Origin of the sequence: Streptomyces sp. 2A115 (assembly GCF_052245575.1) — a bacterium.
In the GTDB taxonomy this organism is placed as follows: Bacteria; Actinomycetota; Actinomycetes; order Streptomycetales; family Streptomycetaceae; genus Streptomyces.
In genome coordinates this window covers 23,417-43,083 of sequence record NZ_JBQQCG010000058.1, presented here as the reverse complement: position 1 = coordinate 43,083, position 19,667 = coordinate 23,417, and the positions used below count along the sequence as shown (strand labels likewise).

The following is a 19,667-nucleotide window of genomic DNA, read 5'->3' as shown; positions in this document are numbered from 1 at the left end:
GCGGCGGATCTCCTGCTCGTCCGCCGGGTTGGCGGTTACCGGATGGAGGATCCGATGGAGATGCCGCCGTCCACGTCGAGGACGATGCCGGTGATGTAGCCGGCGGCTTCGCCGGCGAGGAAGGCCGCGGCTTCGGCGATGTCCTCGGGCGTGCCGGTGCGGCGCATCGGGACCTTGTTCGTGAGTTTGTCGCGTGCGGGGCCGTTCATGGAGGCGAGCATGGGTGTGTCGATGAGGCCGGGGGCGATGGCGTTGGCGGTGATGCCGTGGCGGGCGCCTTCAAGCGCGAGGGTGCGGGTCATACCGACGATGCCGGCCTTGGCGGCCACGTAGTTGGTCTGGCCGAAGTTCCCGCGCCAGGACATGGAGGAGAAGCTGATGATGCGTCCGTAGCCCTGGGTTCTCATGGGGCGGAACGCGGCGCGGGCGCAGTGGAAGCCGCCGGTGAGGCTGACGTCGATGACCGCGTGCCAGTCGTCGTCGGTGATGTCCTCGACGCGGTTGTCGCGGATGATGCCGGCGTTGTTGACCAGCACGTCGAGGCGGCCGAGATCGACGGTGATGCCGGTGATCCAGTCATCGACCTGTGCGGAGTCGGTCACGTCCACCACGTCGGCGCGGAGTTTCGCGTCGTGGGCGTCGGCGATTGTCCCGGTGGCATCGGTGAGGGCCTGTTGGTTGACGTCGGCCAGCGCGACGGTGGCGCCCTCCGCGGCGAACCGGGTCGCCATCGCGAGGCCGAGGCCTTGTGCGGCGCCGGTGATGGCGACGACGCGTCCGTGGTAGCGATTCACTTGGTGTCTGCCTTCGGGGTCCGGGGAGCGAGGAAGGCGCGCAGGGCGTCGGCCACCGAGCTCGCCGACCAGTTGTCGGCGAATGTGGCCAGTTCCTCGCGCAGGGCGTGTTCGGGGGCGACGCCGTCGATCCGGTGCAGCAGCGTCTTGAGCCGTTGTTGGGCGGGGCTGTCGCGGTCGGCCAGTTGCCGGCAGATGCGGGTGGCGGTGGCGTCGAGGTCTGCCTCGGGCACGATCGCGTGGATCCAGCCGGTGTGCGCGAAAGAGGTCGCGGGCAGCAGTTCGCCGGTGAGCAGGAGCCAGCGCGACAGTCCGCGTCCGACCGCACCGGGAAGCCGGACGCTGGAGCCGCCGGCCGGTACCAGCCGCCGCTTCAGGTGACCGTCGCCGATGAGCGTGGTGTCGGCGGCGACGACGACATCGCAGGCCAGCGCGAGTTCCAGGCCTCCGGCGACGGCGTGACCGTGCAGCACGGCGACCCAGGGTTTCGAGCTGGCCGCGATACGGCTGAAGCATGCCGATACGTCGGTCAGGAAGTCGACCGGGTTGTCGCCCCTGTCGTGCAGCTCCAGGAACTGGTGGAAGTCCCCGCCGGCACAGAAGCTCGGCCCCCTGCCCGCCACGGCGATGACCGCTGTGCCGGGGTCGGCCTCGGCACTGGTGATCTGCTTGTCCAGGGCTTCTATGAGGGTGACGTCGAGGGCGTTGCGCCGCTTGGGGCGGTTGAGCAGCAGCCACCGGACGGTGCCGCGTTGCTCGACGAGCAGAGGTTCAGTGCCGGTCAACGTGGCTCCGGGGTGGCGAGTTCGGTGCGGCGGCGACTGCGCAGCAGGTAGCGCTGGGTCTTGCCGCTGGGCGTCTTGGGCAGGGCGTCGATGAAGTGGATCGTGCGCGGGTAGGCGTGGGCGGCGTAGCGGGTCTTGACCAGCAGCTGGAGTTCGGTGGCCAGTTCCGGCGAGGCGTCGCCACCGTCGCGGAGGACGACGTACGCCTCGATGACCTCGCCGCGGACGTCGTCGGGTGCGCCGATGACGCTGCACTCGGCGACAGCGGGGTGCTGGGCGAGGACGCTCTCGATCTCGAACGGCCCGATCCGGTAGCCGGCCATGATGATGACGTCGTCGTCGCGGGAGGAGAAGAAGAAGTCGCCGTCGGCGTCGACGCGCCCGGCGTCGCCGGTGAGGTACCAGTGGCCGTCGGCGGTGAACTTGCCGTGGCTCTGGCCCGGGATCTGGTAGTCGCGGAAGGTCATCAGCGGGCTCGCCGCGACGTCGATCGCGACCCGGCCGAGCACGCCTGGTTCGGCGGGCTCGTCCTTCTCGTCGGCCAGGACGGTCAGGCTCCAGCCGGGCAGCGGCCGGCCCATTGATCCGGCCTTTAGGGGACGTGCGAGTTCGGGATGGTGGTGGTTGGCCAGGGGCATGCCGACCTCGGTCTGGCCGAAGTGATCGTGCACGGCCAGGCCGAGCGCGGAGCCGGCCCATTCGTTGACCTCGGGAGTCAGTGGCTCCCCCGCGCTGGACGCCCTTTCCAGGCGCAGCCCCCGCGGCACCGGCACCGACGAGGAGCGCAGTCCCCGGTACACGGTCGGGGCGGCGGCGAAGTCGGTGACCTGGTGGTCGACGAGGGTGCGCCAGGTCGTCTCGGCGGAGAACCCGCCGGACAGCAGCAGGCTGGGGATGCCGGCGGCCATCGGAGCGACGATGGCGGAGTACAGCCCGTAGGCCCAGCCGGGGTCGGCGGCGCACCAGTAGCTGCTGTCCTCGGTGACGGCGAGGCCGTACTCCAGGTAGACCTGCCATCCGGCGATGTAGGAGACGGGGTGGATGACCCCCTTGGGCTTGCCGGTGGTGCCGGAGGTGAACATGTGCACCAGCGGTCCGTCCCCGCTCGTGGTGACGGCGGGCACCGGCTCCGGCGACGCGGCCGCGACGAGGTCGGCCAGCAGGGTGTCACCGCGGGAGGCGGCGGTTCCGGTGACGACGACGCGGCGCTGGGCGTCGTCCGGCATGTCGGGACCCGGGTCGAGTTTGTGGCGCTGGTCCGGGTCGACGACCACCACGTGCGCACCTGAGCCTTCCAGGCGCAGGGCGATGGCCTGGGCCGCGAACGCGGTGAACAGCGGGACGTAGACCGCACCGAGCCGCCAGATGGCGAGGATGACGGTGACCAGGTCGGTGCTCTTGCCCATCAGGGTCGCCACCCTGTCACCCGGACCGACGCCAAGCCCCTGCAGCGCCCTGGCGTAGCGGTGTGAGTCTGCGGCGAGCTCTCCGAAGGACAGCGTGGAAGGCTCACCGGCGCCGTCGACGACGGTGAACGCGACGCGGTCGGCCGCGTGCTGGTCGCACAGCAGCCAGGCCACGTTCGCGGAAGGAGCCGCGAAGGTCGCGGTCAGTTCGGCGACCCGGACGGCGGCGCTCATCGCTGGTCCTTGCGGTCGATGATCGGCAGGACCAGACGGCTGGGGTGGCTCGGCCCGTGATGGATGTGGTTGACCGCGGGAATCATCTGCTCCTCGCCCTCACGGGCGATGACGCCTCCGGTGTTGGTGTTGCGGTCGTAGCGCGGGAAGTTGCTGCTGGAGACGTCCACGCGGATACGGTGACCGGGAAGGAACACGTTGGACGTGGCGGTCATATCGATGGTGATCTCGTAGACCGCGCCGGGCTCCATCAGTTCTTCTGTGGAGAGGCTGCCCCGGTAGCGGGCACGCAGGATCCCGTCGCACAGGTTGATCGCTCTGCCGTCGGGGAAGACGTCGACGAGCTTGGCGGTGAAGTCGGTGTCCACCGCCGACGAGGAGACGAACAGGGTCAGGCTGACCGGACCGGTGGCCTCGACAGGCTCCTCGAGCACGGGGCCGGCGAAGCACAGGACGTCCTCGCGACCGGCGACGGTCCGCTGGTCGACCGGGCCGCAGAACCCCGGTGTCGTCGGCATGGACGCCCCGCCGGCCGTGGGAACCGGGCGGCGCGGGTCGTAGAGGTAGGTGTCGCGCTCCACCGTGGTCGGCGGCTCGGTCGTCAACACGCCGTCGCCGCCCGCTGTGTTGGCGTGACCTGCGCTTGTCAGGTGGAAGTCGGTCCACTGCGTGTCGGGCAGCGGCCACTCCTGCTCGTCGCGCCACTGGTCGATGCCCATGACGAAGATCTTCACGGGCGCCTCGTCGTCGAGAGCGGTGGTGTCGCCGCGGAGCCAGCGGTCGAAGAACTTCACATGCAGGCCGGTCAGGCCCATCATCTGGGCACTGGCCAGCGGGCCGAAGGAGCGGTCGGGATAGACGCCACTCGCGGACATGTGATCCCACGGACCGATGATCAGCCGCTGCCCCTCGCGCGCCTGCGCACTGCCCGCCTGCCGGCGGGCGGTGGTGTAGGTGCGGACGGTCTGGCCGATGTAGAGGTCGTACCAGCCGCCGATGTTGAGCGCCGGGGCCGTGACGTTCTTGAGCTCGGGCGTGAGCTCCATGGCGTCCCAGTACTCGTCGTGGGAAGGGTGGGCCATCCAGTCGTCCCACCACTTGCCGTACGCCGCCAGAACCGGAACCTCGGCCGTCGGCAGCACATCGTTGAGAGGCTCGGGAAACAGCGCCGCCTGACCGAGCTGCTGCAGCTGGGACAGGGTGTCCTCGCCGGCCGCCAGGGAACGCTGCGCGTCGGCCGCGTACATGATGGCGTTCCACATCGTGACCAGGCTCAGTGACAGCGCACCGCCCGCGGAGAACCAGGGCGCCTCGTAGTTGTCGATCGAGGTGAAGGCCGGCGCGATCGCTTTGAGGGCGGGGACACCGGTTACGGCGGTTTCCCACTGGACCATCCCCAGGTAGGACGGCCCGTACATGCCCACCGTGCCATCCGACCACGGCTGGTCGGCGATCCAGGCGACGGTGTCCTCGCCGTCGGCCCGGTCGGCCATATGAGGAACGAACTCGCCTTCCGAGCGGTGGGTGCCCCGGCAGTCCTGCACCACCAGCGCGTATCCGGCCTCTACCAGAGCCAGGAGGTCGGGGATGGCTGACTGGCCGAAGCCCATCACGTCCTTGCCGTACGGCAGGCGTACGAGCAGCGTCGGAGCTTCTCCCGCGGCCGGATGCCACACGTTGGCGGCCAGGGCCACGCCGTCACGCACCGGAATCCGGACATCTATGTCATACACGTGCTGCATCGGCGCTCCTCATTGAGCTGGCGACGGCGACTCGGATGGTGGGTACGTTATGGAGAACAGAAGTACCCTGTCAATTACCGCGAGAGAGGCTGTTCCCACACCGTGATCGACCTGCACGAGTTCCGTTCCTGCGCCTGGCGCCGGCGACAGATCGCCCAGCGAACGAGAACCACCCCCTGATGACGCACCTCGACCTCGACGTGGCCAGTCGACTCCGCCGCCGCAGTCGCAGAGGCGATCGACCGGTTCGAGCGCATCGACGTCCTGGGCGCTGTCGAAGAGAAACGCCTCGCGCAGGCCCAGAGGCGTGACTACGCAGTGGCCGCAGCTCTGCTGCAGTGAGCTCGTTCAGGCCGTCGAGCGGTAATCAGGCGGTCGAGGCGGGGATAGAGGCATGTTCCCGACGTATGTGATGGCGCCACAAGGCGGTGAAGTCGCCGTCGCTGGACCTGGAGCACGTGGAGGGCTTCCGCGACCGGTACACCGATCCCCACAACGCGGCCCCATTGTCCGCGTTCCGCCCTGCCGCCTCATCCTCTTGCCGCCAACGCAAATACGTGAACTACCCGGCCCAAGGCCCGCCGTCACCGTCTGGAGCACGGCGAAGCAGTACTTGTCCGCTACGCCTCGACGCCGGGAACGTGCCAGCGGTGCTCGCCTGCGTCTTGCTCACGAGACTGCCCATCCTGATCCTGTACATGACGGGCCACTGTCAACTGGCGGCGCTCACCGCCGGATTCGGCACATAGACCGCGACGAAGCCTCCCCACCACTCGAGGAGTCCGCATGGCAACACCGATCAGCCGTCGCACCATTCTGGCCGCCGGCACGGGCGCCGCCGCCGGGCTATCCCTGCCCGGCGTCGCCGCGTATGCCGACGACCAGGCAACCACCAGCGTGAGATTCACCCTCAACGCCCAGGTGCTCGACGATGGCGAACAGGTCACCTCGATCAGCCTCAACACCGCCCGGCTCGGCCCGATCGACCCGGCCAGTCTGACCACCGCCACCTTCACCGTGCACGCCAAAGCCACCAGCCCGATCCCCATCGCCGCCGACGACGTCATCTTCGGCGAGTACGACCTCGACCGCACGGTGACCGCCGTCCGGCTCGACCACCGCGGCAATATCGTCCTCGACCTGAGCTACGCCGAAGGCCAGACCGGCGGCAGCACACTCGGCTACATCGCGGGCAAGGGCCGCAACGTCATGCTCAACCTCGCCTACACCATCACTCAGCACGCCCCGATCGCCTTACGCGATCACCGATCGGTCACCATCAAGAACTTCGTGCAGGGCCGTCGGCTGTTGGACCCCGAGGTCGACGCGTTCAGCTCCCACGTCTCCGGCTCGGGAATGAAGTACCGGCTGTACTCACCTATCGGCTCCCACTCCTCCCGACGAGGCAGGCACCCCCTGATCGTCTGGCTGCACGGCGGAGGTGAGGGCGCCTCATTACCCGACAACTACTACGACAACGAGACCACGCTGCGAGCCAACCGCGGCGCCCTGGGCTTCGCCACCCCCCAGGCACAACGCATCTTCAACGGCGCCTACGTCCTTGCCCCGCAAAGCACCTCCGCCTGGATGCAGGACGGCCCCCGCTTCGCTCCACGCATCCACGAGATCATCGGCGAGGTCGCGAGCAGGAACCGCATCGACCACGACCGGATCTACGTCGCCGGCTGTAGCAACGGCGGCTACATGAGCATGAAGATGACCACCGTCTACCCCACCCTGTTCGCCGCTTCCGTGCCGATCTGCGGCGTTGTCACGTCCTTCCCACCCGGCGGCGCACCGCTGATCCCCGACGCCGAGCTGGCAAAGATCAGCACCCCCAGCTGGCTCGTCACCTCCCGCGACGACACCACCGTGGACCCGCAGGCCAACACCGCCCACGCGCACGACCTCATCCCCGGCTCACTGATGACGCTCTACGACCACGTCATCTGGAACGGCCACCAGTTCGCCGGCCACTGGTCGTGGATCTACGTCGCCCGCAACGACCCCAGCAACAACGGAACGCACATCTGGCAGTGGATGGCCGCCCAGCAACGGCGCTGAGAGGCAACCCGGCCCTTCGCCTGCAACGCGATCTTCAGCAGCAACGCGCGCATCCATTGACCCACGTAGCACTGCTCATTGCCGCTGGCCCGATACCGCAACCGGGTGGCGTCGGAGGCCCACTTGACGGCCTCAGCTCGGACGTGGAATGCGGACGGTTTGGCCGCACGTCGCTGCGGCCAAACCGTGCTGGATCATCACGATCCAATGATCAGGGTGTCCACGCTCAAGGGGATACGCCCGTGCCCACAAGTGCTCAGCACTGCATACCGCGTGCTCCGCATGGGCACACGTCGCTGCCGCCTTGAGGCCCCGCCCGCGCAAGCCGCCTGACTGGATGTCACCGCGTCGTGGCACGGCGCGTTCCCCGCAGGCGGAGCGGGAGCGTCAGCGTTCCCACATGCCTCCGTCGACCCGCAGGTCGACCGCATTGACGGCCGCGTTCTCCATGAGGAATATGGCGGCGTCCACCACCTCGGCCGACGTGGACAGCCGGTTGGTCAGCGTACGGCTGCGGGCGAACTCCTGGATGTCCGGCTTGTCCTGCCAGAACGGCGAGTCGTCGATCAGCCACGTATGAATGGAATTGACCCGGATCGGCGCCAGCTCGACGGCGAGTGTCCGCATCAAGCCCACCACACCGGCGTTGATCGTGGTCACCGTCGTGGAACCCTCGTAGGGACGGTCCTTTGCCATACCGCCGAACAGCAGCACGGCGCTGTCCGGAGACAGGCGCGACCGCAACTCGTGCACCACCGTGGGGTAGCCGACCAGCTTCAGCGTGGTCAGGCGGATGGCCTTGTCGATGTCGTAGTCCGCAATATTGTTCATGTCGCGCTCGACCGCTACGAGCGCGAGACGGTCGACCTCGCCGACGTCGGCGAGGGCGGCGGCGATGTCGTGCGGGCGGCTGAGGTCCAGCGCCAGGCCGCGCACCTCGGGATAGGGCCCGCCCTCTGCGACGGCGGACTCCGCCACCTCTCTCGCGACGTCCCGGGAACGTTCCCCATCCCGGCCGGTGATCACCACCGAGTCGCCACGCGCGGCGTAGTGAACGGCCAAGTGCCGTCCGATGCCGGACGTACCACCGATGATCAACGTGTTGTCCATCTCGTTCCTTCTCTGTTCATCGGGGGACCCCGTCGTGCTGTCGGGTGGACTATCTCTACGGACCTTTACGGACCTCTACGGACCTCTACGGACTCTACGGACAGGTGATCGCGCGAGCCCGGGGCCGGCTGCATCCCCGGCCGACTCGCCGGGCGGTCTGGTCGGACCACGACGGTCCTCGCGACTCATCAGCAACGGCACCGGTATCCGCCTGGCCGTTGGGGCATCCAAACGGCCAGGCCGGCCCGGCCACGGCTGCGCGGCTCCTGCCGGGCGACCGGTGGCATCACTGATCTTCGCCCGCCCCCACCTCAGGCTCGTTCAGCTGCTCGCCGCCGACCTGAGCAGTCCTTGGGAGAAAGTGGCCCACCGCCGAACAAGCAGAACCACGGCGAACTGGTCAGACGTCGGGTTGACTACTTGTTTCCCAGCTACCAACTACCGGTTATCTCACATCAGTTGCCAGAACCCGAAGGTGTCGACGGCCACCCAGTTGCATGACGTCCAGCCCCGGAGGCCGGGCCACGTTGCTCGGCGAACCGCACCAGCTCCCGCCGACGCCGACGTCACGCTGGTGGACGGTGGTGGCCAACCCCTTCTCGGCCACTTCATAGACCTCATTGACCAGGGACGTCACCGTCGACATGAGACCGAAGTCATCGGCATGGTCCGGGGACAGTGCTCCGATGTGCAGACTGATGTCGCCGCTCACGGCTGCGCCTTTCGTTGGGACCCTCGGTGGTGAGGAACTGACGTAGGCAAGTGTGTGCCGACAGCCCACTTGTCGAGCGACCATTCATTGCTCTTCCGGTGCTCACTTCTGTCCGGCTGGTTTTGAACGGCCCACGACTGGGCAACCGTTCGGCCGGGCCGGCGTCGAGTGGCGACGGTGGGTCTGGGAGCTGGGCCAGACGCTCGTATCCGCTCGGTTGTCGAGTCCGGTGCGGGCGTCAGGTTACGAAGAGGGAGAGGGCGGCATCCGCTGAGGCCGCTCACCGCTCGGCGAGCGCGTCGAAGGCGGCTGCCACTTCGGGGACGAGAGCCCTGGCGTTGGAGCCGGCCAACCGGGAGCCGGCGTGGTAGCAGGCAAGGCCGAGTTGGGCGGCCAGAACAGCTGTAGGGCCGGGGGCACCACGGGAGACCAGACCCTCCTCGATCACCTTGGTGTAGCGGTGAAGTTTTCGGGTGTTGCGGTCGAACAATTCGGGATAGTGCTCGAGCAGTTGCCCATGCGCGACGTAGCGAGCCGGATCCCCGACGCCTTCGGCGCAGAGCGCGAGGACCAGGGTGCGGACCTGTTCCAGGGCCGTGGGCAGTGACGTCGCAGCACCTTCAGGAATCGCCGCCAGCCGCGCTGTCAGCTCTTCCAGCAGGTGCTGTTCGTCCGCGAAGACGACTTCCTGCTTGTCCCCGAAGTAGCGGAAGAAGGTGGTCCGTCCCACGTCGGCCCGCTCCGCGATCTCGGTCACGGTGACCTCGGCAAAGCCACGCTCCGTGAACAGCGCGAAGGCCGCCGCCACGATCCTGTCCCGAGCTTGCTGCTGCTTGCGTAGACGCAGCGGCAGGCGGTCGGTCATGCCACCCAGTGTAGCGACACCGGATCAACCTCCATATGGTACTGAGTACCTATTGAAATCGAGTACCAAAAGGTGATCCATGGCCTCCTCCCTGCATTCCCCCACCCGCACCGTGGTTATGACCGGCGCCAGTCGGGGCATCGGCCGGGTCGCCGCCCAGCACCTGTTGCGCGGGCGGCCAGACCTTCATCTGGTCATCCTTGTGCGGGGCACCGACGGAGAGCGGCTTGCGGCCGAGTTGTCCGATGACAGCGGAAATCCCCATATCACCTCGTTACGCTGCGACCTCGCGGCTTTCGCGGACATCCGCGAATCCGCACAGTCCATCCGCGCGGCACTGGACCACGGCGACCTGCCGCCGCTTCGAGGTTTCCTCGGCAACGCCGGCGTGGTGTTGCCGTCGGCCAGGCGGGCCACCGCCGACGACTTCGAGATGACGTTCGGCGTCAACGTGCTCGCCAACTACCTTCTGCTCCGCCTGCTGTTCGACCGGTTTACCTCGCCGGCACGACTCGTGATCACCACCAGCGAGGGGCATTTCGGCGATTTCGCTCATACTTGGGGCACTACCCCACCGCCGCGCTGGGAAGATGTCGAACGGCTCGCTTCCCCCGCCACCGGACGCGGGTCAGGCTCCACCTCGGCAGGCGCCCGCGCCTACGCCACGAGCAAGCTCGGCGTGATCTACCTGGTCCATGCGCTCGCACGCCGGCTACCGCCCGGCATCGACGTCTACTCCTACACCCCCGGACCGGTCACTGACACCGGTCTCCTGCGGCACGCCGGCCCAACGGTCCGCACCCTGGTCGACATCATGCTGCGGCTTCGCCGAGCCACCGGCAGCGCCACGGGTCCGGACGCCGCGGGCGAGCTACTCGCCGCAGCCGTCGAAGGCGTCCGGCCGAGTCCAACCGGTGCGTACCTCGATCGCGGCAAGGACGTTCCATCGTCCGCCGAGTCATACGACGTGACCCGGGAAGAAGCGCTGTGGCACGACGCCGCGCGCCTGTGCGGCCTGCCGGCCGAGCCGGAGCCGACAATGACTCGACCATGATGGTGAATCGTTCGGCTGCGGCACGAAACCGGTAGTAACGCCAGGTCGGATTTCGCCGGTCCGTTCTATCAGGCGGCGTGGTGACGTTCGCTGATCAGGCTGCCCAGTTACCGATGCCTGGTCGTCGGCAAGGTGAAATTCGCCGAGTCAGCTGCCGCCCACCCCGAGCGCCGCGAGGAGCACCAGAACGAGCGTGGTCGCTCCAAGGAGGCCGTGGGCGAGAACCACGGGCAGGGGCAGGTGCCGTTCGGCGGGCGTTGCCTCGTCCCCAGCGGTGGTGGTCGGGGCGGTGGCGCGGTACACGGGGATCCAGCGGGCGAACAGGGTGAAACCGAGCAGGGCGACGGCGACAAGCACCCCGAAGGCCGTCCACGCCAACGCGTCGCCGTCCGCGGCCAGGTAGACGATCCAGAGGATCAGTCCGGCCGCGGCGAGGAGGAAATGGCCGAAGACGAGCGGCGCGGGGAAGTGTGTGGTTCGGCTCTGCTGCTGGCGCAGACCGCCGCGTCCGATCCAGCGGGCGAGGAGGACGAATCCGCCGAGGGCGGTGACCACCCACGCGACAAGAGCGGCAATGTCCATGGTGTCCTCCAGCGGTTCTGTTTTCAGGCGTGCGGGCCGGGCGGCCGGTCGGAGTGGGTGCGGAAGCCGTCGGCCTGGACGTCTTCGGCAGCCACACGGACGCCGTAGCGGTAGGCGAGTTTGCCGCCGAGGTAGCCAGAGACGCCGAGGACCGCGAGGGCAGCGGCGGAGAGCACCAGTTGCCCGTATCCGACGCCCTGCTCCTCCGGGTAGTCGCCGACCTGCCTCCACGCGAAACCGGCCGCGTAGGCGGCGGTGACGCCGAGGTTCAGCGCCATGTGCACCAGGCCCGTGCGGAAGGCCGGAGTGCCGGTGGGGATGGCGAACAGGTCAAGGAAACCGACGCTGGCCGCGGCCAGCGCGCCGAGCACACCGATGGCGATCAGCCAGGCTGATCCGTGAGCCAGGAAGCCCGGCCGGTCGACGATCCGGGAGGCGATGTCGAAGACCAGGCTGCCCACCCAGGCCCCGATCGGCACAGTGACCAGGATCGGATGAAACGGATGCCCGTAAGGGCCCGCCAGCGCGGCGCTGACCGGCTGCTTCGCCTGACGCAGATCATTGTTCACCGTCATGGGTACCACCTCGCCATGAGGTATTTCACCAACAAGTCTTGGCCTTATTCCGGCGGCCGTCAAACAGAGGAGGCCGGCCTGCCCACAGCGCCACTCGCCGGGGTTACGGTGAGCGCGTGACGTCCGAACCGAACGCAGCCGCGTCGGCACGGCCGGGGCCCGGCGCCGACGCGCTCGCCGCGCTCGCCGTCCTCGGCGACGAGTCGAGGCGCAGGCTGCTCGCATTCGTACGGCGTGCCCGGCGGCCGGTGACCCGCGAGGAGGCGTCAGCGGCGGTCGGGATCTCGCGCAAGCTCGCGGCCTTTCACCTGGACAAGCTCGTGGAGGCGGGGCTGCTGCAGGCCCGGCACGGCGGCCACGGGCCGCGCCGCGTGGGCCGCGCGCCGAAGGTGTACGAGCCCAGCCCGCACCCCCTCTCGGTGAGCCTTCCGCCACGCCGCCACGACCTGCTGGCCTCACTGCTGGCCGAGGCACTGACGGCACAACTGCCGCAGGAGAGTGCGCAGGAGGCGGCACTGCGTGTCGCCCGCACCCGGGGCGAGGCACTGGGCGCCGGGGCCTGCGCCGTCGACGTCACCGCGTTCCTCGAGTCACTCGGTTTCGAACCCGCATCCGAAGGGGCCGATCGCATCGTTCTGCACAACTGCCCCTTCCATCCCGTCGCCGCGCAGGCACCGCGCCTGGTCTGTGGCATGAACCACGCCTTCCTGCGCGGCTACCTGACCGCCACCAAGACCCAGGAAACCACCGCCGTGCTGACCCCTCGCGCAGGCGTCTGCTGCGTCGAGCTGCGCACCGGTCCCACACCCGAGGGCGACGGAACGGAGACAGCCGACGCCACTTGCACCCGCGACGCACCCGCATAGCCACGACCGCAAGCAGCTCGCCGCAATCCCGCGCACCAGCCGAGCGCGTCCACCGCACTCCCCTGGACAGTCGACAGGCCACGCCGGGTTCCCGTCCGGATGGGGTGGCCCGCCGAGGGCAGCGACGACCCCCGGGCGCCCCACCAGGTCACGTGTCCCCCTGCTCTGACGTTCCGCGGACTGAACGGCTTCGCGACATAGTCGTCGGCACCGATCTCAAGGCCAGGGATCCGGTCGGTATCCTCACCGCGCGCAGAGAGGATGATGATGGCTGCCCGTTCTTACGGGCACGGACAGGGCACGGATCCTTGTCTTGCCACCCAGCGGCAGTTTGGCTCCTTCCCCGGCAAGCGCCGTCTCTTCCCAAGCCGAGGGCGCGAGTTCGGTTCTCGTCCACCGCTCCATGACGAAGGCCCAGGTCATAAACCCGGGCCTTTGTGCTGTCCTCGGTGATCAGTTGTCGCGTGCCGTCTGTGTGCCTGCTCCTCCGAGTCCGAGCTGCGCACAGGCCAGCAGGGCCACCTCGATGTTCAGGCGGTTCTCGGTGAGGGGGTGGCCGAGGATCTCCTCAGCCTTGCGTACGCGGTAGTGGACGGTGTTTTTGTGGACGTGCATGCGCGCGGCGGCGTCGGTGAAACTGCCCTGGGCGTCCAGGAATACCTGCACGGTCTCGCGCAGGCGGAGCGTGGCGTCGTCGTCGCGCATGAGGCCGCCGAGGACGCGTGCGGCCCACGCCCTGACGTCGGCGAGGTGATCGACGAGGAGGCCGGCGAGCGCGACCTGAGAGTGGAGGACGAGCGCGCGGTGCGGGTCGGCCGCGGTGACGGCGACCGTGCGGGCGCGCTGAGCGTCCCGGAAGGTCTGCCGGAAGCCGTCGAGTCCGGGGGACGGGTCGTCGCCGACGGCGATCCGGAGTGCCGGGTGCTTGCCCAGTTCATGTTCCAGCAGGGGGCGGTTGAGGGTCGGTTTCGCGGTGGATGAGATCCAGACCCAGTACGTTCGCTCATCCGCCGAGATCGTCAGTGGAGTCTGGCCGGTGGCCGCGGACAACATGGCTGCGCCGGCGCGCAGTCGGGCCGCGTCAGGGTCGGGTGAACCGGGCTGCGTCCAGATGATCGCGGCGAGGTGCCATCCGCGCAGGGACGTCGACAGCATCGTCTCAGCCGACGCGAGGTCGAGCCCTTCGGTGTCGAGTACGGCGCGGACCTGGGCGGCGCGTGCCGCGTCGGAACGTGCGTCCCACCGGCTGCGCTCGTCCTCGTAGATGTCGATAATGCCCTCGATGATCTGGTCGATGTACCTGTTCGTCAGTCGCGCGATCTGGCTTGTCGTGGCCAGGGCAGCGTCGGTGGGCAGGTCGAGACGGCCGAGGGTGGTCATGGCCCGCTGGACGACCATGTGCTCGCCGAGGCGGTATGCGCGCAGCAGTGCCTCCAGTGACAGGCCGTGCTGGGCGAAGCGGCGGGCGTACTCCGCCGCGGCCGGTGGGACGGTGATGTCGTCGATGGAGATGTTCAGCGCAAGCATGTCGACAATCGCCGCCAGGTTCGACGCGGTGCTGGCGACCATCAGTCGTCGCACGGCGTCGTCGTGACGGAACTCGGGGATGACGTCGACGAACATCGAGGTCATCTCGGTGGTGAGGTTCTCGAGATCGGCCTGGGTGCGCCTGGCGACGTCCCGCACGATCACGTCGACGTTGACATGGGCGGCGCTCATGGCCGGACCGTACCCGAGACGTCCGCCTCCCGCTTTGTGACGGCGGCACAAAGAGGTGGGTCCGGGCTGGGACGCGAGCCCATGGCCGGACGGGTTTCCCCTGCCTACCTTTCAGTTATTGCGTTTGCCTAATATTTTCGTCCGGCGCGACTCAATGGTGAGGAAATCGTGCAGCACATCGCCGAATTGCCGGATTTCCGGGCCGGCCAGAATCCCACCGGACCGTGTATCGCGGATGATCGCGAGCAGCTGGACAATGACGCTTTTTTGCAGCGTGTCCGGTCTGCGGCCGGTGTTCTCCGTGTTCACGGAGTAGGTGTCGGCGATGTGGTCGCGGTCGCGTTGGCGAACCGTTTGGATCTCGTCGTCATCATGTTCGCGGCATGGCGGCTGGGCGCCGCGGTCACGCCGGTGAATCCCGGGCTGACCGAAGCCGAGGCCCGCCATCAGATCGAGGATTCCGGGGCCAAGGTGGTGATCACCGAAGGCCGCGGCATGGGAACCCTGGACGTGGCCGCGTTCGCCGGCGCGGCTGACCGGTCCCCGGAGGCCGTCTCCCCCGCCTCCGACGCCCTCGCCCTGATCATCTACACGAGCGGGACCACCGGCCGCCCGAAGGGCGTCATGCTCGACCACTCCAACATCGCCGCGATGTGCCGGATGATCGTCGACGGCATCGGCCTGGACGAGACCGATCACAGCCTGCTGGTTCTGCCGTTGTTCCACGTCAACGGGATCGTGGTGAGCGTCCTGTCGCCCCTGCTGGCCGGTGGGCGGGCGACGATCGCGGGGCGCTTCCGGGCGTCGGCCTTCTTCGCCTCGGTCGAGGCAGCGCGGCCGACGTACTTCTCGGCGGTCCCGGCGATCTACGCCATGCTCATCTCGCTGCCGGACGACGTGCGCCCGGACACCTCATCGCTGCGCCGGGCCATCTGCGGGGCCGCGCCGATGCCCGCCGAGCTGATCGTCCGGTTCGAGAACCGGTTCGGGGTGCCGGTCGTCGAGGGCTACGGGCTGTCCGAGGGCACCTGCGCGTCGACACTGAACCCGCCCGCCGGGCCGCGCAAGCCGGGGACGGTCGGGCTCCCGCTGCCGGGGCAGACGGTCGCCGTGATGGACGCCGAGGGCCACCTCCTCGACGCCGGATCGGTGGGCGAAGTGGTGGTCCGTGGCCCGAACGTCATGCGCGGCTATCTCGGGCTGCCGGACGAGACGGCCAGGACCGTCGTCGACGGCTGGCTGCACACCGGCGACGTCGGGCGCTTCGACACGGACGGCCATCTCGTACTGGTCGACCGGATCAAGGACATGATCATCCGAGGCGGGGAGAACATCTACCCCAAGGAGATCGAGAACGTTCTGCACACCCACCCTGCGGTGCTCGAAGCGGCGGTGGTCGGCGCACCCGAACCGGTGCTCGGTGAGGTGCCGGTCGCGTACGTCACGCTGCTGCCGGGTGCCGCCGCCACGGCCGAGGAGCTCGTCGAGCACTGCCGGGGCTCGCTGGCCCGCGTCAAGGTACCGGTGTCGGTCCAGGTCACCGAGTCGCTACCGAAGAATCCGGTGGGGAAGATCGACAAACCCCGCCTGCGCTCATTCACGGTGAGCTCGTAAAGCACAATCACCCCGCATCACACCCACCTCACCACCCCACACCACACCACACCACCCGGACATTGTCCATGCGCATTTCCGGTGTGGATCAGCACGCCCGAAAATCGGTACGAGAAAGGCGAGAACAATGGGGTTCAAAACAGGTGACTTCCCGCCGGTCGATCCGGAAACTTTCCTGGACAAGCCTCTTCAGGAACGCATGAAAACGTTGGCCCTGCACTGGGTGGAGTACGGTTTCGGCTCGCCGAAGATGATTCCGACGACGTACGTGGTCAAGGTCCTCTTCCTGTACGTCCTCGCCGGTACGGCCCTGGTGACCTGGACCTCGGACGCCGGACCGTTTTGGGACGTCGCCCACTGGTGGGACCAGCCGGACGTCTACCAGAAGCTCCTGCTCTGGACGGTCTTCCTGGAGGCGCTGGGCGTGGCCGGCTCCTGGGGCCCGATCGCGGGCAAGTTCAAGCCGATGACCGGCGGCATCCTGTTCTGGGCCCGGCCCGGCACCATCCGGCTGCGTCCCTGGAAGCGGCTGCCGTTCACCGACGGCGACCGCCGTACGGTGGTCGATGTCGTCCTCTACCTGGCGTTCCTGGCGGCCCTGCTGACAGCGGTCGCGGTGCCCACCGACGGACTGGTGCGCCCGGCCCTGCTGATCGCGCCGATCGCGCTGTACGTCGCGTGCGGCCTGCGGGACAAGACGCTCTTCCTGGCCGCCCGGGGCGAGCAGTACCTGCCCGCGCTGGTGTTCTTCGCCGTCCTGCCCCTCACCGACATGATCGTCGCGGCGAAGCTGCTGATCTGCGTGGTGTGGATCGGCGCCGGGGTGTCGAAGTTCGGGCTTCACTTCACCAACGTCGTGTCGCCGATGGTCTCCAACAGCCCCTGTGTCCCGTCGAGGCGGATCAAGCGGCTCCACTACCGCGACTTTCCCCATGACATCCGCCCGTCGAAGGCCGCGACCGTCATCGCGCACGTCGGTGGCACCACCGTCGAGATCATCACCCCGCTGGTGCTGCTCTTCTCCACGAACCACTGGCTGACCGTCGCCGGCGTGGCGTTGATGGTCGTCTTCCACCTCTTCATCGTCTCGACGTTCCCGCTGGCGGTGCCGCTGGAGTGGAACATCCTGTTCGCGTACCTGTCGGTCTTCCTGTTCCTCGGCTTCCCGGCCCAGGACGGCTACGGCGTCGGCGACATGTCCTCGCCGTGGCTGACCATCGGGATCGCCGCCGCGCTTCTGTTCTTCCCCGTGCTGGGCAATCTGCGCCCGGACCTGGTGTCGTTCCTGCCCTCGATGCGCCAGTACGCGGGCAACTGGGCCTCCGCACTGTGGGTCTTCGCGCCGGACGCGGAGCAGAAGCTGAACTCCCTGCCGCACCGCCCGACCACCAACCAGGTCGACCAGCTCCAGGCGATGGGCTACCCGCAGGCGGTCGCCGAGATCACCATGCAGCAGACGATCGCCTGGCGGTCGATGCACAGCCAGGGCCGCGGCCTGTTCTCCGTCCTCATGAAGAACCTTCCCGACCTCGACCAACGGACCGTGCGCGAGGCCGAGTTCGCGTGCAACTCGCTGATCGGGTTCAACTTCGGCGACGGCCACCTGCACAACATCGACCTCGTCAACGCCGTGCAGTCCCAGGTCGGGTTCGCCCCGGGCGAGTGGATCGTCGTATGGGTGGAGTCGCAGGCCATCCACCGCAAGGTGCAGCACTACCAGGTGATCGACGCCGCGCTCGGGGTCATCGAGCGCGGTACGTGGAAGGTCGCAGACGCGGTCAAGGAGCAGCCGTGGCTGCCGAACGGCCCGATCCCGCTCGACGTGACCTGGACCCGCGGGCAGTCGTCGCCGGTGGTGGGGCAGCAGGGCACGGTGGAAAGCTTGGCGACATGAGTACGGCAATCGTGGTCGGCGCCGGCCCCAACGGGCTGGCCGCCGCCATCGCACTGGCCCGGGAGGGCGTACAGGTCACCGTCCTCGAGGCGGCCGACGAGATCGGAGGCGGCACCCGCTCCGGTGAGGCGATCCTTCCCGGGCTGCTGCACGACCACTGCTCGGCCGTCCACCCGATGACTGTCGGTTCACCGTTCCTGCGCGAGCTCGGCCTGGACCGCTACGGGCTGCGGTGGGCGCTGCCGGAGATCGACTGCGTACATCCGCTGGACAGCGGCACGGCAGGGGTGCTGCACCGCTCGGTCACCGAGACCGCGGCGGGTCTCGGCGGCGACGGCCGACGCTGGCGGTGGCTGTTCGACGGCCCGTCGGCGGCATACGACACCTTCGACGCCGACATCCTCGGCCCGCTGCTCCGCATCCCACGGCACCCCATCCGACTCGCCCGCTTCGGCGTCCCCGCGCTGGCCCCCGCGTCGCTGCTGGGCAAGGCGTTCACAACCGAGGAGGCGCGGGCACTGTGGGGCGGCGTGGCGGCACACGCCTTCCACCCTCTCGACCGGCCACTGAGCGCCGCTATCGGACTCGGCATCCTCACCGCGGGGCACCGGCACGGCTGGGCCGTGGCCGTCGGAGGATCACGCCGTATCACCGACGCCATGGCCGCACTGCTGACCGACCTCGGCGGGAAGATCGAGACGGGCGTGCGGGTGCGGTCGGCCTCCGAACTGCCGCCCACGGGCGTGACTCTCTGGGATGTGGCGCCCACCGCACTGGCCGACATCCTGGGTGACCAGCTGCCGCCCCGGGTCGCCCGTGCCTACCGGCGGTTCCGGTACGGGCCAGGGGCGTTCAAGGTCGACTTCGCGGTCGAGGGCGGCGTGCCCTGGACCGCCGAAGCGGCGCGGCGGGCCGGCACGGTGCACGTCGGCGGCACGTACCCCGAGATCGCGGCCACGGAGCGGGACATCCACGCCGGACGGATGCCCGATCGGCCGTTCGTCCTGGTCGGCCAGCAGTATCTGGCCGATCCCCTGCGATCGGCCGGAGACGTGCACCCGGTGTGGACCTACGCCCACGTACCGGCCGGCTGGTCCGGCGACGCCACAGGAGCGATCACCGCCCAGATCGAGCGGTTCGCCCCGGGATTCCGGGACCGGATCGTCGGCACCGCGGTGCGCACCACCCCCGGATTCGCCACGTACAACCCGAACTACGTCGGCGGCAACATCATGACCGGCGCCAAGGACATCCCCCAGCTGCTGTTCGGCCCGCGGCCCACCCTGCACCCGTACGACACCGGTCTGCCCGGCCACTACCTGTGCTCCGCGGCCACCCCGCCCGGCCCCGGCGCGCACGGCATGTGCGGAGCCCACGCCGCCGCACGAGCTCTGCGCCACCTCCAAGGGCAGACCTGAGGCCCTTGACGCCGAGGTGTGGAGATCGCCTGCACCCCGGCCAACAGCTCCTGGCTCAACCGTATTGAGGCCAAATTCACCGCCCTGCGCTTCGTCGCACTCGACGGCACCGACCACGCCAGCCACAAAGAGCAGGGCAGCATGATCCGCCGCTACATCCACCTGGCGCAACAAGCATGCCGCCGACGAACGCCTCCGCGAAGTCGTCAACAGGGCGAAGGTTGTCTGATGCG

At 68.6% G+C, this 19,667-nt stretch carries 17 protein-coding genes and 1 pseudogene; 7 read left to right on the top strand and 11 right to left on the bottom strand.

Translation table 11 applies throughout. From position 1 onward, the window contains the following. Positions 1–35: 35 nt before the first annotated feature. The 4 genes from ACTWQR_RS37270 to ACTWQR_RS37255 are packed head-to-tail and all read right to left on the bottom strand — an operon-like array spanning position 36 to position 4,961. Positions 36–794 carry an SDR family oxidoreductase gene (locus ACTWQR_RS37270; protein WP_443231663.1) on the bottom strand — a complete coding sequence of 253 codons (759 nt, stop codon included), beginning with the start codon at positions 792–794 and terminating at the stop codon, positions 36–38. Further along, positions 791–1,579, bottom strand: coding sequence for an enoyl-CoA hydratase/isomerase family protein (locus ACTWQR_RS37265; protein ID WP_443231662.1), 789 nt, complete (start codon positions 1,577–1,579; stop codon positions 791–793). The genes ACTWQR_RS37270 and ACTWQR_RS37265 overlap by 4 nt, the downstream gene beginning before the upstream one ends. After that, positions 1,576–3,219, bottom strand: coding sequence for an AMP-binding protein (locus ACTWQR_RS37260; protein ID WP_443231661.1), 1,644 nt, complete (start codon positions 3,217–3,219; stop codon positions 1,576–1,578). The genes ACTWQR_RS37265 and ACTWQR_RS37260 overlap by 4 nt, the downstream gene beginning before the upstream one ends. Next, the gene (locus ACTWQR_RS37255) at positions 3,216–4,961 is read right to left on the bottom strand and encodes a CocE/NonD family hydrolase (protein WP_443231660.1); all 1,746 of its coding nucleotides are present in this window, start codon (positions 4,959–4,961) and stop codon (positions 3,216–3,218) included. The genes ACTWQR_RS37260 and ACTWQR_RS37255 overlap by 4 nt, the downstream gene beginning before the upstream one ends. A gap of 786 nt (positions 4,962–5,747) precedes the next feature. Here ACTWQR_RS37255 and ACTWQR_RS37250 point away from each other — a divergent pair. Next, entirely contained in the window at positions 5,748–7,025 is a 1,278-nt protein-coding gene (locus ACTWQR_RS37250) for a prolyl oligopeptidase family serine peptidase (protein ID WP_443231659.1), read from the top strand. 387 nt (positions 7,026–7,412) lie between these two features. Here ACTWQR_RS37250 and ACTWQR_RS37245 read toward each other — a convergent pair whose 3' ends face one another. The 3 genes from ACTWQR_RS37245 to ACTWQR_RS37235 form a co-directional block, all read right to left on the bottom strand. Beyond that, on the bottom strand, positions 7,413–8,135 hold the full coding sequence (locus tag ACTWQR_RS37245; protein WP_443231658.1) for an SDR family NAD(P)-dependent oxidoreductase: 723 nt from the start codon (positions 8,133–8,135) through the stop codon (positions 7,413–7,415). Between the two features lie 445 nt (positions 8,136–8,580). Further along, positions 8,581–8,847 (bottom strand): hypothetical protein, encoded by a 267-nt coding sequence (locus tag ACTWQR_RS37240; protein ID WP_443231657.1) that lies wholly within the window; start codon positions 8,845–8,847, stop codon positions 8,581–8,583. A gap of 280 nt (positions 8,848–9,127) precedes the next feature. Next, positions 9,128–9,712, bottom strand: coding sequence for a TetR/AcrR family transcriptional regulator (locus ACTWQR_RS37235; RefSeq protein WP_443231656.1), 585 nt, complete (start codon positions 9,710–9,712; stop codon positions 9,128–9,130). 79 nt (positions 9,713–9,791) lie between these two features. On the opposite strand from ACTWQR_RS37235, the gene ACTWQR_RS37230 reads away from it, so the two are divergent. After that, positions 9,792–10,766 carry an SDR family NAD(P)-dependent oxidoreductase gene (locus ACTWQR_RS37230; protein ID WP_443231655.1) on the top strand — a complete coding sequence of 325 codons (975 nt, stop codon included), beginning with the start codon at positions 9,792–9,794 and terminating at the stop codon, positions 10,764–10,766. A gap of 147 nt (positions 10,767–10,913) precedes the next feature. Here ACTWQR_RS37230 and ACTWQR_RS37225 read toward each other — a convergent pair whose 3' ends face one another. Both ACTWQR_RS37225 and ACTWQR_RS37220 read right to left on the bottom strand, forming a co-directional pair. Then, a complete protein-coding gene (locus tag ACTWQR_RS37225) occupies positions 10,914–11,348 on the bottom strand; it encodes a hypothetical protein (protein ID WP_443231654.1) in 435 nt (144 codons plus the stop codon). A gap of 23 nt (positions 11,349–11,371) precedes the next feature. Further along, the gene (locus tag ACTWQR_RS37220) at positions 11,372–11,923 is read right to left on the bottom strand and encodes a DUF2231 domain-containing protein (protein WP_443231653.1); all 552 of its coding nucleotides are present in this window, start codon (positions 11,921–11,923) and stop codon (positions 11,372–11,374) included. Positions 11,924–12,039: 116 nt separating this feature from the next. Between ACTWQR_RS37220 and ACTWQR_RS37215 the strand changes: the two genes are divergently transcribed. Next, positions 12,040–12,789 carry a helix-turn-helix transcriptional regulator gene (locus ACTWQR_RS37215; RefSeq protein WP_443231652.1) on the top strand — a complete coding sequence of 250 codons (750 nt, stop codon included), beginning with the start codon at positions 12,040–12,042 and terminating at the stop codon, positions 12,787–12,789. Between the two features lie 453 nt (positions 12,790–13,242). Here ACTWQR_RS37215 and ACTWQR_RS37210 read toward each other — a convergent pair whose 3' ends face one another. After that, on the bottom strand, positions 13,243–14,508 hold the full coding sequence (locus ACTWQR_RS37210; protein ID WP_443231651.1) for a PucR family transcriptional regulator: 1,266 nt from the start codon (positions 14,506–14,508) through the stop codon (positions 13,243–13,245). Positions 14,509–14,619: 111 nt separating this feature from the next. Further along, positions 14,620–14,817, bottom strand: coding sequence for a hypothetical protein (locus tag ACTWQR_RS37205; RefSeq protein WP_443231694.1), 198 nt, complete (start codon positions 14,815–14,817; stop codon positions 14,620–14,622). Here ACTWQR_RS37205 and ACTWQR_RS37200 point away from each other — a divergent pair. The 4 genes and pseudogenes from ACTWQR_RS37200 to ACTWQR_RS37185 all read left to right on the top strand — a co-directional run. Continuing rightward, positions 14,737–16,122, top strand: coding sequence for a class I adenylate-forming enzyme family protein (locus ACTWQR_RS37200; RefSeq protein ID WP_443231692.1), 1,386 nt, complete (start codon positions 14,737–14,739; stop codon positions 16,120–16,122). The genes ACTWQR_RS37205 and ACTWQR_RS37200 overlap by 81 nt on opposite strands. Before the next feature lie 127 nt (positions 16,123–16,249). Continuing rightward, positions 16,250–18,016, top strand: coding sequence for a DUF3556 domain-containing protein (locus ACTWQR_RS37195; protein WP_443231650.1), 1,767 nt, complete (start codon positions 16,250–16,252; stop codon positions 18,014–18,016). After that, positions 18,013–19,434, top strand: coding sequence for a phytoene desaturase family protein (locus ACTWQR_RS37190; RefSeq protein ID WP_443231649.1), 1,422 nt, complete (start codon positions 18,013–18,015; stop codon positions 19,432–19,434). The genes ACTWQR_RS37195 and ACTWQR_RS37190 overlap by 4 nt, the downstream gene beginning before the upstream one ends. An 18-nt stretch (positions 19,435–19,452) precedes the next feature. Next, positions 19,453–19,663, top strand: a pseudogene (locus tag ACTWQR_RS37185) (transposase); the annotation flags it as partial. Positions 19,664–19,667: the final 4 nt, after the last annotated feature.